The organism is Streptococcus sp. 11-4097, from assembly GCF_018215285.2.
Lineage (GTDB): Bacteria > Bacillota > Bacilli > Lactobacillales > Streptococcaceae > Streptococcus.
On record NZ_CP185262.1, the window covers coordinates 315,536 to 331,756 of the forward strand.

At 38.3% G+C, this 16,221-nt stretch carries 18 protein-coding genes; 11 read left to right on the top strand and 7 right to left on the bottom strand.

The annotated features are described in order from the left end of the window. The first annotated feature begins 12 nt into the window (after window positions 1-12). The 10 genes from KB197_RS01670 to rpsI all read left to right on the top strand — a co-directional run bounded on the left by KB197_RS01670 (window position 13) and on the right by rpsI (window position 9,367). Entirely contained in the window at window positions 13-576 is a 564-nt protein-coding gene (locus tag KB197_RS01670; protein WP_000185823.1) for an ECF transporter S component, read from the top strand. Then, window positions 566-1,216 carry a phosphatase PAP2 family protein gene (locus KB197_RS01675; RefSeq protein WP_414390154.1) on the top strand — a complete coding sequence of 217 codons (651 nt, stop codon included), beginning with the start codon at window positions 566-568 and terminating at the stop codon, window positions 1,214-1,216. The genes KB197_RS01670 and KB197_RS01675 overlap by 11 nt, the downstream gene beginning before the upstream one ends. A gap of 27 nt (window positions 1,217-1,243) precedes the next feature. Further along, window positions 1,244-1,663 (top strand): chromosome partitioning protein ParB, encoded by a 420-nt coding sequence (locus KB197_RS01680; protein ID WP_212573526.1) that lies wholly within the window; start codon window positions 1,244-1,246, stop codon window positions 1,661-1,663. A gap of 4 nt (window positions 1,664-1,667) precedes the next feature. Continuing rightward, window positions 1,668-2,117 carry a GNAT family N-acetyltransferase gene (locus KB197_RS01685; RefSeq protein ID WP_025171197.1) on the top strand — a complete coding sequence of 150 codons (450 nt, stop codon included), beginning with the start codon at window positions 1,668-1,670 and terminating at the stop codon, window positions 2,115-2,117. Between the two features lie 270 nt (window positions 2,118-2,387). Then, window positions 2,388-3,434: a phenylalanine--tRNA ligase subunit alpha gene (pheS, locus tag KB197_RS01690; RefSeq protein WP_031237702.1), complete on the top strand. Its 1,047-nt coding sequence runs from the start codon at window positions 2,388-2,390 to the stop codon at window positions 3,432-3,434. A gap of 129 nt (window positions 3,435-3,563) precedes the next feature. Further along, a complete protein-coding gene (pheT, locus tag KB197_RS01695; protein ID WP_212573525.1) occupies window positions 3,564-5,969 on the top strand; it encodes a phenylalanine--tRNA ligase subunit beta in 2,406 nt (801 codons plus the stop codon). 235 nt (window positions 5,970-6,204) lie between these two features. Continuing rightward, window positions 6,205-7,098: an ABC transporter ATP-binding protein gene (locus tag KB197_RS01700; protein WP_064276382.1), complete on the top strand. Its 894-nt coding sequence runs from the start codon at window positions 6,205-6,207 to the stop codon at window positions 7,096-7,098. Then, entirely contained in the window at window positions 7,095-8,294 is a 1,200-nt protein-coding gene (locus tag KB197_RS01705; RefSeq protein WP_212573524.1) for an ABC transporter permease, read from the top strand. Before KB197_RS01700 ends, KB197_RS01705 begins: the two co-directional genes overlap by 4 nt. 215 nt (window positions 8,295-8,509) lie before the next feature. Further along, complete coding sequence (rplM, locus tag KB197_RS01710; protein WP_001044624.1) at window positions 8,510-8,956, top strand: 50S ribosomal protein L13; 447 nt, start codon at window positions 8,510-8,512, stop codon at window positions 8,954-8,956. Window positions 8,957-8,974: 18 nt separating this feature from the next. Then, window positions 8,975-9,367, top strand: coding sequence for a 30S ribosomal protein S9 (gene rpsI, locus KB197_RS01715; protein ID WP_000075964.1), 393 nt, complete (start codon window positions 8,975-8,977; stop codon window positions 9,365-9,367). A 106-nt stretch (window positions 9,368-9,473) separates the two neighbouring features. Here rpsI and KB197_RS01720 read toward each other — a convergent pair whose 3' ends face one another. The 7 genes from KB197_RS01720 to KB197_RS01750 form a co-directional block, all read right to left on the bottom strand. Continuing rightward, window positions 9,474-10,691, bottom strand: a complete 1,218-nt coding sequence (locus KB197_RS01720) for a site-specific integrase (protein WP_212573523.1) — start codon at window positions 10,689-10,691, stop codon at window positions 9,474-9,476. A gap of 65 nt (window positions 10,692-10,756) precedes the next feature. Further along, complete coding sequence (locus tag KB197_RS01725; protein ID WP_048765067.1) at window positions 10,757-11,020, bottom strand: helix-turn-helix domain-containing protein; 264 nt, start codon at window positions 11,018-11,020, stop codon at window positions 10,757-10,759. Further along, window positions 11,011-11,610, bottom strand: coding sequence for a replication protein (locus KB197_RS01730; RefSeq protein WP_048765065.1), 600 nt, complete (start codon window positions 11,608-11,610; stop codon window positions 11,011-11,013). Before KB197_RS01730 ends, KB197_RS01725 begins: the two co-directional genes overlap by 10 nt. Window positions 11,611-11,701: 91 nt before the next feature. Continuing rightward, complete coding sequence (locus tag KB197_RS01735) at window positions 11,702-12,343, bottom strand: hypothetical protein (protein ID WP_084861955.1); 642 nt, start codon at window positions 12,341-12,343, stop codon at window positions 11,702-11,704. Beyond that, on the bottom strand, window positions 12,343-13,428 hold the full coding sequence (locus tag KB197_RS01740) for an AAA family ATPase (RefSeq protein ID WP_212573522.1): 1,086 nt from the start codon (window positions 13,426-13,428) through the stop codon (window positions 12,343-12,345). Before KB197_RS01740 ends, KB197_RS01735 begins: the two co-directional genes overlap by 1 nt. Further along, window positions 13,428-13,742: a hypothetical protein gene (locus KB197_RS01745; protein WP_048765057.1), complete on the bottom strand. Its 315-nt coding sequence runs from the start codon at window positions 13,740-13,742 to the stop codon at window positions 13,428-13,430. The genes KB197_RS01740 and KB197_RS01745 overlap by 1 nt, the downstream gene beginning before the upstream one ends. 99 nt (window positions 13,743-13,841) lie before the next feature. Next, the gene (locus tag KB197_RS01750) at window positions 13,842-14,369 is read right to left on the bottom strand and encodes a hypothetical protein (RefSeq protein ID WP_048765055.1); all 528 of its coding nucleotides are present in this window, start codon (window positions 14,367-14,369) and stop codon (window positions 13,842-13,844) included. Window positions 14,370-14,648: 279 nt separating this feature from the next. On the opposite strand from KB197_RS01750, the gene KB197_RS01755 reads away from it, so the two are divergent. After that, window positions 14,649-15,971 (top strand): hypothetical protein, encoded by a 1,323-nt coding sequence (locus tag KB197_RS01755; RefSeq protein ID WP_212573521.1) that lies wholly within the window; start codon window positions 14,649-14,651, stop codon window positions 15,969-15,971. Window positions 15,972-16,221 lie beyond the last annotated feature (250 nt).

The window sequence follows — 16,221 nt, forward strand, 5'->3', positions numbered from 1 at the left end:
GAGGAACCTGTTATGACAAACACACGTCGACTTTCGACCATTGCGATCTTATCAGCCATCTCATTTGTGCTGATGTACTTTGACTTTCCGCTTTTACCAGCGGCGTCCTTCCTCAAGATCGAATTTAGTATCTTGCCAGTCCTTGTGGGTCTGGTGGTCATGGATTTGCCTGCTGCTCTAGGAATTCTCTTGCTTCGCTCACTCTTGAAATTGCTTCTTAATAGCCAGGGAGTGAATACTTACATTGGTTTGCCAATGAATATCGTAGCTTTGGGAGTTTTTGTCATCGTCTTTGCATTGATTTGGAAAAAGGAACGGACAACCCTTCGTTTCCTACTAGGCTCTCTAGCTGGGACTATTGGCTTAACCGTGGCTATGTTGGTTCTCAACTATGTTTACGCTGTTCCTTTGTACGCTAAGTTTGCTAACTTTGATATTGGAAAAATTTTGGGACTTTCCAACTACCTAATGACTATGGTGTTGCCTTTTAACTTGATTGAGGGTGTAATCTTTTCCGTTTCATTCTGGTTGTTGTATGTTCTATTGAAACCAACCTTAAAACACTATGAAAGATAAACAAACATTTTTAATGAAGGGCAGTTTTGCCCTTTTACTTTTCGTTATTCTTGGCTATATGGTCAAATTTTACCCTGAAACGCTGGTCGGTTTTGACCAACCGATACAGACTGCCGTTCGAGGAGACTTGCCAGATTACTTGACTATTCTTTTTAGGGCCATCACACGCTTGATTGATATTCCAGTGATTATCACTTGGGTTGTCATTACAGCTTTTGTCTTTTATCGTAAGCGGTGGAAGGTAGAAAGTTTCTTCATGCTGGGAAATCTGGCTTTGGCAGGTCTTTTAATCGTGACCTTTAAAAATATCTACCAGCGCCCACGACCAGCTATTTTACACTTGGTTGAGGAGAAGGGATTTTCCTTTCCAAGTGGCCATTCTCTGGCTGTAACCTTGATGGTCGGTTCTCTGATTGTCATTCTCAGTCAACGGATGAGAAATCCAGTCTGGAGAAAAATCGTACAAATCGTCCTTGGCCTTTACTTAGTCAGTGTGTTGGTATCAAGGGTCTATCTGGGAGTTCACTATCCATCAGACGTCTTTGCCAGTCTCTGTGTGGGTTTGGGAGTCCTGTTTATAGAGTTTCCCTTCTATGACAAGCTCCGCTTCCAATGGCGATTTAAAGGTAAGCAGAAGTGAATATCAAATTCTCTTGAGGAGAAAGAAATGAAAGTCAACATAAAAGCTCTCCATCCGACTCAACTATACTTATCAGAAAAGAAACTAGCAGGCCTCCAGACACTTTATCAGTCTGTAGAATTAAACAATGTTGATCCAATTAGTATTCTTGCGTTCGGAGATTGCTTGTTGATTACAGATGGACATCACAGGGCTTATCAGGCTTTATTGGCAGGTCAGGATACGATTTCTGCTGAGTGGGATAGAGATGGTGGTGATGAACTATATCATCTCTATGCGCAAGCCTGCGAAGAAAGAAAAATCTACTCTGTTCTGGATTTAAAAAATCATATCTTAGCTCAAGATGAGTATGAAGCAAAATGGTATAACTGGTGTGATGGTTTTAATCAAGCAGCAACTCTTTTGTTGAAAAGGAAAGCAGATGAAACAGACCCTACAAATAGATAATTCACTGCGTCTTGTTCCTTATTATAAGGTCAATCATTGTGAAGAAGCTCTTGCTTGGTATCAGGATGTGAACTTGGTTCACCTCGTAGATGGGGTGAAGCTTCCTTATAGTCAAGAAACTTTGGAAGCCATGTATTCCTATTTGGATCAGCATGGTGAGCTTTTTTGGATTGAAGTCAAGGAGAAGGGTGAATGGTTTCCAATTGGGGATGTTACACTATCTCAGGACAATCTCCCCATTGTGATTGGAAATCCCGCTTACCAACATCGAGGACTTGGAAAAAAGATCCTAAGTACTTTGATTGAATTGGCTCGAATAAAAGGATGGAAAGAATTGAGAGTCAAGGAAATCTACACTTACAATCATGTATCTAGGCGCTGTTTCAAGTCGCTTGGATTTGTGGAAAATGGAGCAACAGAAAAAGGAACGAGTTTTGTATTGAAATTAGTCTAATCTAACTTGTTTTTTAACTCAAAATCTGATAAACTATGTAGTAATTGAATAGAAATCTGCAAGACTAGTAACTCAAGGGAAGTATATCAGGGAGGAGAGCCGTGACTGCAAGCTCTTTATATGAAAGCTGGGTGAATTCACTTGCGCATGGATTTAGAAATGAAGGTCTGACTTGTCAGATGAAAACGGATGGTACCGCGTGTCAACGCTCCGAGTGGAGTTTTTGGCATGTGGTTTTCTTTTTATCTACGAGCGACTGATGGAGGAATTATGTCAACTATTGAAGAACAATTAAAAGCGCTTCGTGAAGAAACGCTGGCTAGCTTGAAGCAGATTACTGCTGAAAATAAAAAAGAGATGCAAGATTTGCGTGTCTCTGTCCTTGGTAAAAAGGGATCGCTCACTGAAATCCTCAAAGGGATGAAAGATGTCTCTGCTGAGATGCGTCCGATTATCGGGAAACACGTCAATGAAGCGCGTGATGTCTTGACAGCTGCTTTTGAAGAAACAGCTAAGCTCTTGGAAGAAAAGAAAGTCGCAGCTCAGCTAGCTAGCGAGAGTATCGATGTGACGCTTCCAGGTCGCCCAGTTGCGACTGGTCACCGTCATGTCCTCACACAAACCAGTGAAGAAATCGAAGATATTTTCATCGGTATGGGGTATCAAGTCGTGGACGGATTTGAAGTGGAGCAAGATTACTATAACTTTGAGCGTATGAACCTTCCAAAAGACCACCCAGCCCGTGATATGCAGGATACTTTCTACATCACAGAAGAAATCTTGCTTCGTACTCACACGTCTCCTGTTCAGGCGCGTGCAATGGATGCTCATGATTTCTCTAAAGGTCCCTTGAAAATGATCTCACCAGGGCGTGTGTTCCGTCGTGATACGGACGATGCGACCCACAGTCACCAATTCCACCAAATCGAAGGCTTGGTTGTTGGGAAAAACATCTCTATGGCAGACCTTCAAGGAACTCTTCAGTTGATTGTCCAAAAAATGTTTGGTGAAGAGCGTCAGATCCGTCTGCGTCCATCGTATTTCCCATTCACAGAGCCATCTGTTGAGGTGGATGTTTCTTGCTTCAAGTGTGGTGGAGAAGGCTGTAACGTATGTAAGAAAACAGGTTGGATTGAAATTATGGGTGCCGGTATGGTTCACCCACGTGTCCTTGAAATGAGTGGCATCGATGCGACTGTTTACTCTGGCTTTGCCTTTGGTCTTGGTCAAGAGCGCGTAGCCATGCTTCGTTACGGAATCAACGATATCCGTGGATTCTATCAAGGAGATGTCCGCTTCTCAGAACAGTTTAAATAAGATTGAACACTGAAACACAGTCCTATACAGTTCTAGTCATTTTCTCTCGATGAGAATGGTAAGGACTGACTCGAAGAAAAAGAAAGGAATTGAAAAGGTCACACTTGGTGGGATCTTACAATCAGAATTATGCTTGTATCTTATAAATGGTTAAAAGAATTGGTGGACATTGATGTGCCATCACAAGAGTTGGCTGAAAAAATGTCAACTACAGGGATCGAGGTAGAAGGTGTCGAATCACCTGCTGCTGGTCTCTCAAAAATTGTCGTCGGTGAGGTCTTGTCTTGCGAAGATGTGCCAGAAACTCACCTCCATGTTTGTCAGGTTAACGTTGGCGAAGAAGAAGCCCGTCAAATCGTTTGTGGTGCCCCAAATGTGCATGCTGGTATCAAGGTTATGGTGGCTCTTCCAGGAGCTCGCATCGCTGACAATTACAAGATCAAAAAAGGAAAAATCCGCGGTCTTGAGTCACTTGGGATGATCTGTTCACTTGGTGAATTGGGCATTTCTGACTCAGTTGTACCTAAGGAATTTGCAGATGGTATTCAAATCTTGCCAGAAAATGCCCTTCCTGGGGATGAAGTCTTTTCTTACCTAGACTTGGATGATGAAATTATCGAACTTTCTATCACACCAAACCGTGCGGACGCTCTTTCTATGCGTGGGGTGGCTCATGAAGTGGCAGCCATCTATGACAAGACAGTCAACTTTAAAGAATTTACTCTAACAGAAACAAATGAAAGTGCAGCAGATGCCCTTTCTGTGGGCATTGATACAGACAAGGCACCTTACTATGCGGCTCGTATCTTGGACAATGTGACCATTGCACCAAGTCCACAATGGTTGCAAAATATCCTCATGAACGAAGGCATCCGTCCAATCAATAACGTAGTGGATGTGACCAACTACATCCTGCTCTACTTTGGTCAACCAATGCATGCTTTTGACTTGGATACCTTTGAAGGGACTGACATCCGTGTGCGTGAAGCGCGTGCTGGTGAAAAATTGGTGACCTTGGATGGTGAAGAACGTGACTTGGAATCAAATGACTTAGTCATCACTGTCGCAGACAAACCAGTAGCTCTTGCAGGTGTTATGGGTGGTCAAGCAACAGAAATCTCTGAAAAATCTAGTCGTGTTGTCCTTGAAGCTGCTGTCTTCAATGGCAAATCTATTCGTAAAACTAGCGGTCGCTTGAATCTTCGTTCTGAGTCATCTTCTCGCTTTGAAAAAGGCATCAACGTGGCAACAGTCAATGAAGCTCTTGATGCGGCAGCTAGCATGATTGCAGAACTTGCAGGTGCGACAGTGCGTAAGGGCATCGTTTCAGCGGGTGAGCTTGACACTTCAGATGTAGAAGTATCTTCAACTCTTGCCGATGTCAACCGTGTTCTTGGTACGGAACTTTCATATGCTGATGTGGAAGATGTCTTCCGTCGTCTTGGCTTTGGTCTTTCTGGCAATGCAGAAAGCTTTACAGTCAGCGTACCCCGTCGTCGTTGGGATATCACTATCGAAGCAGACCTCTTTGAAGAAATCGCTCGTATCTATGGTTATGATCGCTTGCCAACTAGTCTTCCAAAAGACGATGGTACAGCTGGTGAATTGACTGCGACACAAAAATTGCGTCGCCAAGTTCGTACGATCGCTGAAGGGGCAGGTTTGACAGAAATCATTACCTACGCTCTAACAACACCTGAAAAAGCAGTTGAGTTCACAGCTCAACCAAGTAACCTTACAGAACTCATGTGGCCAATGACTGTGGACCGTTCTGTCCTCCGTCAAAATATGATCTCAGGTATCCTTGATACGGTGGCTTATAATGTGGCTCGTAAGAATAAAAACTTGGCCCTTTACGAGATTGGAAAAGTCTTTGAACAAACAGGCAATCCAAAAGAAGAACTTCCGAATGAGATCAATAGCTTTGCCTTTGCCTTGACAGGCTTGGTTGCTGAAAAAGATTTCCAAACAGCAGCAGTGCCAGTTGATTTCTTCTATGCTAAGGGAATTTTGGAAGCTCTCTTTGCTCGCTTGGGGCTTGAAGTGACTTATACAGCAACATCTGAAATCGCTAGTCTTCATCCAGGTCGTACAGCTGTGATTTCACTTGGTGACCAAGTTCTTGGTTTCCTTGGCCAAGTGCATCCAGTTACTGCTAAGGCTTACGATATTCCAGAAACGTATGTAGCGGAGCTTAATCTTTCAGCCATCGAATCAGCACTTCAACCAGCTGATCCATTTGTGGAAATTACTAAATTCCCAGCAGTTAGCCGTGACGTTGCCCTCCTTCTTAAAGCAGAAGTGACTCATCAAGAAGTTGTGGATGCTATCCAAGCTGCAGGCGTGAAACGTTTGACAGATATCAAACTCTTTGACGTCTTCTCAGGTGAAAAACTAGGACTTGGCATGAAGTCAATGGCCTATAGCTTGACCTTCCAAAATCCAGAAGACAGCTTGACAGATGAAGAAGTCGCACGCTATATGGAAAAAATCCAAGCATCACTCGAAGAAAAAGTGAATGCAGAAGTGCGTTAAAGCATCAATCCATCCTTCGGGGTGGATTTTTGCTTCTCAAATAACAATTCAGGATCAAAAATAGACAGTTGAGGAACGGAGAAGATAAATTGGAGTTTAGCACTGTATAATGTACTCATAACTCAAAGTACCCTAAGATTTTTTACTAAAATGAGGATGATAAAAATGAACAGAAATTATTGTAAAGGCTATCAAAAAGGAGTATAATGAGTGCAAGACATTTCGGAGGTGAAAGATGCTAGAAGTAAGAAGTCTAGAGAAAAGTTTTGGACCCAAGCAAGTTTTGTTTGGTATTGACTTTCAAGCGCGACCAGGTCGTATTTTGGGATTAGTTGGTAAAAACGGTGCTGGGAAGACAACGATTTTCCACAGTATTTTGAAGTTTTTAGAATATCAAGGAGACATCAGTCTGGATGGTCAGGATATTCGTCAAGAGACCTACGCTCGGATTGGCTATCTGCCTGAAGAACGCAGTCTCATGCCTAAATTGACAGTCTTTGAACAAGTTCGCTATTTGGCGACGCTAAAAGGTATGGATGCCAAGGAGATCAAGGAAAAACTCCCTCAATGGATGAAGAGGTTGGAAGTGAAAGGGAAGCTGACAGATAAAATTAAGAGTCTGTCAAAAGGAAATCAGCAGAAGATTCAGCTCATCATTACTTTGATTCATGAGCCAGACTTGATTATATTGGATGAGCCTTTCAGTGGATTGGATCCGGTCAATACAGAATTGCTCAAGCAAGTCATTTTTCAAGAAAAAGAACGTGGGGCAACCATTATCTTCTCTGACCATGTCATGACCAATGTTGAGGAACTTTGTGACGATATTCTGATGATTCGAGATGGCCGTGTGGTCTTGCATGGACCAGTTCAGGATGTCCGCAATCAATACGGGAAAACGCGTCTCTTTGTTTCAAGTGAACTAAGCAAGGAAGAATTGGAAAACCTTCCTCATGTCAAACAGGTGAGCTTGACCAAACAAGGTAGTTGGAAATTGATCTTGGAGGATGAGAATGCTGGTAGAGAACTCTTTCCAATCTTGACTCAAGGGCAATATATCGCAACCTTTGACCAACAAGCGCCAACAATCGATGAAATCTTTAAACTAGAATCAGGGGTGGAAGTATGAGAAATATGTGGGTTGTAATCAAGGAAACCTATCTTCGACATGTCAAATCGTGGAGTTTCTTCTTTATGGTGATTTCACCATTCTTGTTTATCGGTCTCTCTGGAGGAATTGGCTATCTCCAAGGATCTTCTATGGCCAAAAATAGTAAGATAGCAGTAGTAACAACTGTGCCATCTGTGGAAGATGGGCTCAAGGGTACTAATGGTATCAACTTTGATTATAAGGATGAAGCCAGTGCCCAAGCTGCTATCAAAGATGAGAAAATCAAGGGTTACCTAACTATTGATCAAGAGGATAGTGTCCTCAAGGCCGTCTATCATGGTGAAACTTCTCTTGAAACAGGCATCAAGCTAGCAGTAACCAATAAGCTCAACGAACTGCAATACCAACTCAATCGCTCGGCGGCTAATTTGTCTCAAGAACAGGAAAAACGCCTGAGTCAAACCGTTGATTTTACTGAGAAGATTGATGAATCCAAGGAAAATAAAAAAATGATTCAAACCTTTGCGGCCGCAGGGCTTGGTTTCTTCCTTTATATGATTTTGATTACCTATGCTAGTGTCACTGCTCAGGAAGTGGCTAGCGAGAAAGGAACCAAAATTATGGAGGTGGTCTTCTCTAGTATCCGAGCTAGTCATTATTTCTACGCTCGCATGCTGGCTCTGCTTCTTGTGATTTTGACTCATATTGGCATTTACGTCGTGGGTGGACTTGCTGCCATTCTTCTCTTTAAAGACCTACCAATCTTGGCACAATCTGGTATTTTAAACCATATAGGAGAAGCTTTCTCGCTCAACACCTTATTGTTTGTCTTGGTTAGCCTCTTTATGTACGTTGTTTTAGCAGCCTTCCTAGGTTTTATGGTTTCTCGTCCTGAGGACTCAGGAAAAGCCTTGTCGCCTTTGATGATTTTGATTATAGGTGGTTTTTTTGGAGTGACAGCTCTAGGTGCAGCTGGTGACAATCTCATCTTGAAGATTGGTTCATATATTCCCTTTATTTCGACTTTCTTCATGCCGTTTAGAGCTATTAATGGTTATGCAAATGGGTTAGAAGCTTGGATTTCGCTTGCTATTACGATTGCTTTTGCAGTAACGGCAACAGTCTTTATCGGGCGTATGTATGCTAGTCTCGTTTTGCAAACAGATGATTTAGGTCCTTGGAAAACCTTTAAACGTGCCTTATCTTATAAATAGAAGAGCCTCGCGAAAGCGAGGTTTTTTAGAGATAAAAAGAGTGGAATTCAGAAAAATATTTTTCATATCTATTGACTTTTAGGGGTGAAATTTGGTATTATAGTAGGCGGTATTGTTTACCCCATTTGAAAGGCCCCGGAACCTTCCAAATACTTTTCGATGGGAAGGAACACCCATCACCGTAAACAAAAATCGAACTATATATAGGAGAAATCATGAACAAAACAACATTTATGGCTAAACCAGGCCAAGTTGAACGTAAATGGTACGTAGTTGACGCAACTGATGTACCACTTGGACGTCTTTCTGCAGTAGTTGCTAGCGTACTTCGCGGAAAAAACAAACCAACATTTACACCACACACTGATACAGGTGACTTTGTGATTGTTATCAATGCTGAAAAAGTTAAATTGACTGGTAAAAAAGCAACTGATAAAATCTACTACACTCACTCAAACCACCCAGGTGGATTGAAACAAATCTCTGCAGGTGAACTTCGTTCTAAAAATGCAGTACGTTTGATCGAGAAATCAGTTAAAGGTATGCTTCCACACAATACTCTTGGACGCGCTCAAGGTATGAAGTTGAAAGTATTTGTTGGAGCTGAGCACACTCACGCTGCACAACAACCAGAAGTTCTTGATATTTCAGGACTTATCTAAGGAAAGGAACAATAAAGTATGTCACAAGCACAATATGCAGGTACTGGACGTCGTAAAAACGCTGTTGCACGCGTTCGCCTTGTTCCAGGAACTGGTAAAATCACTGTTAACAAAAAAGATGTTGAAGAGTACATCCCACACGCTGACCTTCGTCTTGTAATCAACCAACCATTCGCAGTTACTTCAACTGCAGGTTCATACGACGTTTTCGTTAACGTTGTAGGTGGTGGATACGCTGGTCAATCAGGAGCTATCCGTCACGGTATCGCTCGTGCCCTTCTTCAAGTAGACCCAGACTTCCGCGATTCATTGAAACGCGCAGGACTTCTTACACGTGACTCACGTAAAGTTGAACGTAAGAAACCAGGTCTTAAGAAAGCTCGTAAAGCATCACAATTCTCAAAACGTTAATCAATACGATTATATCAACGTTTCAAAGCACTCAAGAGTTTACCTCATGGGTGCTTTTTTAGCGATTTTTTAAAAAGTTCACCTCAAAATTTACCTTATTTTTACCTTATTGTTTCAGAGATTTTAAGGCGAACTCACCAACTGCCATAGGAACTACATTAGAAGTATTGACATAAATCTGAGTTGTTCCAGTGTCACTATGAGTCAGAGCTTCGGAAATGGCTTCTAAGCTCATTCCTGCTTGTTTCGCCAGTGTTGCTCCTGTATGACGTAGTTTGTGTGGCGTAGCGTGTGTAAGCTCTGGGTGTTGCTTTCTAATGCTTTTCATCTTATTATTGAGATAGTCAGAATGTAAGGGTTTATTAATATTCCCTCTGGTATCTATATAAGTGAAGATGAATTGTTCTGGATTACTGATGATACCAAACTTTGCCAATTCATATTTTTGTTGTTTTTTCCATAAAGTCAGAAGTTGAAGTAAGTCGCTAGAAATAGAAAAGATAGTTTTTTTATTTCCTTTAGTAGATTTTACTTGTCCGTATCTATCTAAAGCCTGAATTAACTGAATCTGAGATTTTGAAAAGTCGATATGTTTCCACTGGAGAGCATATGTTTCTGATTTTCTATCTCCAAGAAAAAAAGTGAGATAAAAAAGGACGTAATCTTTGAGTGATATTTTATCGTTCTCTAAATCTTCTTTAAAAGCTGAGAACCATTCTTGGAGTTGCTCATGAGTTAAATATAAATCTTCATCACGTTTTGATTCTGCAAGTTGAATTTTTCTGACAGCTTTAATTCGTCTTAAAGTTTTTGCAACTCTATTTGCTTCAATATACTCAAGTTCTTCCGCCCAATCAAAAATAGAAATAACGTAACTTCGTAAAGTTTTGAAGTTTGCATATTCGTTAGCTTTAGATGTCATTAGATTTAGGATAACTTGCTTATTTTGATTTAGAAACTGTATCGTATAGTTTCCGAGAAGTGGTAGTATATGTTTTTCAAAACAGGTTTTGGTATTAGCGATTGTTGACCTGCTTGGTGGTTTTGAAGTAGATGTAGTTTGTCCTGTTTTATAGGAGTCCCACCAGATATTGTTATAGAAGTCTGAGAAAAGAATATCTCCTTTCGATAGTCCTGTAAATTCATTATCTTCTATTTGATTTAACTTAGTAAGCAGGTCAATTTCTGCTTGTCGTGCCTCCTTTCTTGTTTTAAACCTTTTATCATAATAATTATTATTAACGATGCCAAGAGGCATTCGTGCTTCTATTGGTATATAGACTTTTAAGCGGTAAGTTCCGTTTTTTGTCTTACTGATAGTCATGATATTCTCCTTTATATCGAACCAGAAAATATCATGACCATTATAAAATAAAAATCTTGATTTTTCTAGTTGTTACCGTTTAGCCAGCAGTCAATAGAGTCTTTGTGGAATCGAATTGTTTTTCCAATTTTGATGGATGGAAGCCCCTTTTGAATCCATGAATCAAGAGTATTGTTGGAAATTCCCAAATAGTTGCAAGTCTGTTGTTTGTTCAAATAGGGACAACTTAAGGTATTTTTTTCTAATTGTTGTTTAATTTCTTTTTGAATAAGATTGGAGAGTAATAGTTGAATTTGATGAATTTGCTCATCTGGTAGGATTACTTGCATTTATTATCCTCCTTCTTATCTTGGTTCCTCATTGGATTGCATCGACGTGAATCCAAATACTTAGCAAAAAAGTAGGTGCGCTCAATGATAAGTCCAAGAAGTGGTGTGTGATTAGAACGTGCATACCAGACGAGTTCTTCAAACTCTGTGAAGTCATTCTGTTCAATAATATCCACAACTTCATGCATGAAATCATCTGAGTTATTTTCTACAAGAAATTTATCGAGATTAAAACCACATCCAACTTCAATATCATCTATATCATATTGAGTTTTCTCCTTATTTTCGGCATGAATGAAGTAGTCAAAAAGTCCTTTGGGTGATTGTACGATTTCTACATGAGCAGGGCCATTCAACTTGTCCTTGATTAGCTCAGAAACTTGTTTATAACTTTTGAGAGAATCAAAGAAGAAAGCCCCGTGTTTGTGAGATTTTTTCAGTTCCCCAGTTTGTCGGTTAACGTCTTTATCGTGCCAAGGACTCAGAATGAAGGGGATGTGTAGTTCTTCAAGAACTTCAAGGTAGTCAGCAGGGGCACTTTCTTTGTAAAAAAGAAATGTCCACTTGCTGGAGCGTTGTTCTTTTCCCATTTTGATATACCTTTCTGATTACTGATTACAGGATAATTGGGGGTCGTAGTAACCCCAATTATCTAGTATAATGCTAGAAGGGGCTATCTGGCTACTGCTTAACGCAAGCCATAGCCCCTTTTTGTCGTTTTTTACCAACTAACCATAGTTTATTACGAATCCGATTAGGTGCTGAAAAGTAGTAGTCAGGATGCTGACTTGAAACTTCTTCTTTCAGTTGAGAGGTCATGTCACCCAAAATTTTTTGTCCCTGCTGATCTTTAGGAACTTTGACAAAAACTGTTACATCGTCTTTTCGTATGTCTACGATACTCTTGTGTGCACAGCGATTAAAACTACTATTTATGGGATTGAAGGTAGTTATATTCTGATTGTCAATCGTGGTTATTTTTTCTGATTTTTCACGTTGCGTTAGAAACTGACGAAGTTTGAATGTAAAGTATACGGATTTAAAATAGTTTAATAGACTATCAAATCGAAATCGATTCAGAATTTCAAACATTACAGAAACAACTAGTGTAAGTAGAAGGAAGGACATTGCTGTATAAGAATACTTGCTTCCAAAATCTAAATAGCTATTGAACTGGGAAAGGTCGAAAAAACTAAGAGGATTTAGTTTAAACTGATTTGATAGAAAATCCAGAGACCATTCTATAAATCCTGCTAGAAATGAAACTAAAATTAGATTGATATTGAGGTTGAATGTCCTCATGAAGTAAGATTTTTTCACCATTAAAGAATTCCTTTCTTTGTGTAATATGTTGGGCATAGTAGTGGAAGAACCTGATAAGGATGTTCGTTATCAATCACTTGAATCAGACCTGTTCCATGACCAATAGGGATAACGATACCTTCTGGGTCGAGGTCGGGAAATAGAAATTGTGTCGTCTTCTTGTTAATGTTGCCAATCTGGATGAGGACATTAAGTTGTTCACGAACAGAAATGGGAATCGTAGTGTGGTCGAGTCTTTGTGAAATAAGTAATAAATGAATCCTTGTAGCACGTCCAAGAAGTGCGATAGAAGATAAGAGTGAGAAAAACGATTCTTTAATCGTCTTATTGACTCCCTCGGATAATGCAAGAACTTCATCAATCACAATTGTCATATGAGTGAACTCATGACGTGGATTCTCGTATAGGATTGCTTGACGTTTTTGAATCAGTTCTAGACATTGACTTAATTTCTCATTAATTTCTGATACAAAATCGGACTTAGACCGATTTTCAACGGGATGAATCACGGCAATTTGATGTTCACGAGCCCAACGACTAGGCGTATCAAATTTTGGGTCTACGATAATTAAATCAGATTGATTTTTGAGTACACTCAGTAGATAGGTAAGAGCATAAGATTTACCCGACCCACTATTTCCACAGATTGCAATGTGATTGACCTTATCAAGATTAAGCGTAAAATTTTCCATAATTGGAATTTGATTTTTGGGCAAACTTGTTGTATATCTATCAAGGTCAGGAATGACCAATCGTTTTGAAATTCCCACCTTCCACGGAAAGAAGAGTCCTCGCTGAACATGGATATCATCCGTTTTTAGAGGGACAAAGTATGTTGCATTTTGCTTCAATAAAGTATAATGTGGGTATAGGGATGCGTTAGCAATCAAGAAAATTTTATTATAGAGTTCATCATCTAAAATATAGGCACAGGGAAGCCGTGGGATGAAGATGAAACCGTTTTCTTGAATGGCAATGTTAAAACTGTTTGTATAACTTGTTTCGCCTTGCATCAAGGCTCCAAGAGCCATATTAAGGCTCTGGAGCAAGTATGATTGCAAGACGGCATCTGTTTTAGATAGCATTATTTAACCTCCTTAATGCCATCAGCTTTAAAGTAAACGTTATAGTTCATCTCACATGCTTGTAGATTATCAAACTGTACCAATGCCATATAAGGTGGTAGCTCCACTTCAGCTTCGAATTTGACGGTGAAGGGCGGAAGTCCTTTTTGTGAGAACCAAGCTTTATAAGCGATAATTTCTCCTGTTGGTTGACCGTCTTCAAATTTAATTTGTGCTTCTAGTTCGGTACTTAAGCAGAGAATGCCCTGCTTGTTGTCAATATATTCATTGGCAGTATTGACTGAGTAGCCACGTTTGCGATTGCATGTTTTCATTAGATTTACCTCGTGTTTAATTATTTGTCTTAGCTAAGAACAATTTTAGTTTAACGTAATTTCATGAAGTAGACTGTCAGTTTTCCTGACAGTCTACTTTTAAATTTTTGGTATGAGACAGGCTAATTCGGATAACCAATAAGTTAATTTCTCAGCTATTTGATGCGAAGTTTCTTCCTCTGGGAAATCTGAAATAAAGCTTGATAAGGAGTCTAGAAAAATTTCTTTATTTTTTTCAATGATTTGCGCTACTTCTTTCTTTGAGACATTAGAAAATTTTTTTGCTATTAACTTTTTTAGAAAAGTATTTTCAAACGTAGGATCTATCAAAATTGTAGATATTATATTTTCAATTAGTAGTAGTTCGAATTCAATACTCGGGAAAAATAGTTCCCTTGGATTTTTATAATCTAAACTGGTTTGAAAAGCTAACGAAGCATTAAAACTAATATTTCTTTTTCCTTTGATTATTTGCCCAACAGTTGTTTCTGATAAAAGTTCAAGTTCTCCCTCAGGAGTTTCGTAACCTATTTGGTTTTGTAATATTTGTAATTCTTTAAGTCGTTTATGGATTGATTGTCCGAGTAGCTTACAATATAATTCCTCTATTACACTTTTATATGCCATTTTACTTCCTTTCCGTCCTTGGACGGAAGAGAAACACAGTCGTTTACCGAGCTAAGTATGAAAAAAACACACCAAAGAAACGGTGAAACATTTGACATAGCGAATACCTGAAGATGTAGCTATGTTCTGAGTTTCAATCCGTCCTTTGGTGCACCTTTGGACTTCATAATTTTCCATTGAAATATGGATAATTACATTATAAAGTGAAAAACGTGGTATAATTAAGGTAATTTTTATAAAATAACAACTAAAAAACACCACGTTTTAAAAAGGAAGAGTATGATTTTTAAAAGGACAAAGAAGTATTTTATTGATTGCGCTTCATTGAGGCTAGATTCTAAAATTAGAATTATAAATGAGGAACGTAAGTCAAGGGCTTCAACAGAATATTACTGGTATACAGGTCAAGAAAAGAAAGTAAATAAGAAATATAAAAAACTTACGAATAGAGAGATTTCTTCAAGCAATTCGCCGTTAATTAGTCTTATTAGAAGAGGGATGGTAACCTCAAAGAATCCATATCTTTATACTCCTAATACAATAGAAGATGTTTTGAATAATTGCAAGTTGGATGAATATGGCACAAAATTAGGTTTAGTTAGTAATGAAAAAAAGAAATATATAGCGCGTAATATAATGTTTAAATCTTATGATGAAATTTGCTTTGGTGATTATTCCGAACATTGGAAACTCACATCTTTCCTATCATCTATTATTATTTTAGATATTCTTTTTGAATCTTATGATGAAAATCTATGGAGAATAGTTTTAGGATATATGCCACTTAATATTGAATTTGAAAAAATAAGATTAGACGTTGTTGATGTTCAAAAAGTATATGGTATACTTTTTGAAGAGCATTATGAATTATTTATGACAGGGATTTTTCGGGCTACAGAAAAAGTTCTTAATGTTAGTACCTTATTTTGGAAATTTTATGAAGAATGTGTAAAAAATGAATCAAAAAACATTAATAAAATAGCATTTATTGATGTTTATCTGAACGAATTTTACAATGAAATTTTAAAGAAAAAAATAGATAAATTCATTAATGATGGCAGTTATTACGGTTATAAAGAAAAATATATTCATGAAAATAATACTTATCAAAGTTTAGAATCAATAATTTCAATTCAACAGGAGATGCGTTTGTACCAAGGTGATATGGAATCAGTTGAAATTAGAAAGAAATATGGAAATAAGGTATGGGATGATAATTTGCTAAATGTTCTAAATAAGGATAACATTGATGATGTTTTGGGTAAGTATACTGATGAATATTTAGATTATGAAGATATAGATGCCATATACGCGACATACATATTAGAACTGACAGAAAAATTACTTCATTTAATGAGTAGTTTCCAAAGTTTTAGAGAGGAAGATTCTCATTGGCAAGGTAATTATTTATGTTATGTCAAAAAATACCAATATGGCAATGAGATCTTAAAATATATTCAAACAGGAGATAAAGAGCTCCTGAGACCCTTGATTTATGAAAGCTTACAAAGGGGAAACAATGGATTTGCAAGAGAAAGATATTTTATAAAAAGACATCCAGATAGCTATTTAGCTCGAGAAATAAGAAAAATTTATGAATAATTATGTCCAATATGTTTATAGAAAACAATAAAATTGCCTATTTAACTCTCTAGACAGAAACTAAACATATGTTTTAGGTTACCAATATAATAGTAATTACAGGATTTATTAGTATTAAAAATAATAATTATAATTATAATGTATTAAGAAATTAGATAAGTCTTTTAACTGGAAATAAATTGACGGCTAATTTAAGAAGTTGTATAATTCTAAGGAATTTAATCTATTCGAAGATAGATAGTTAGAAAGC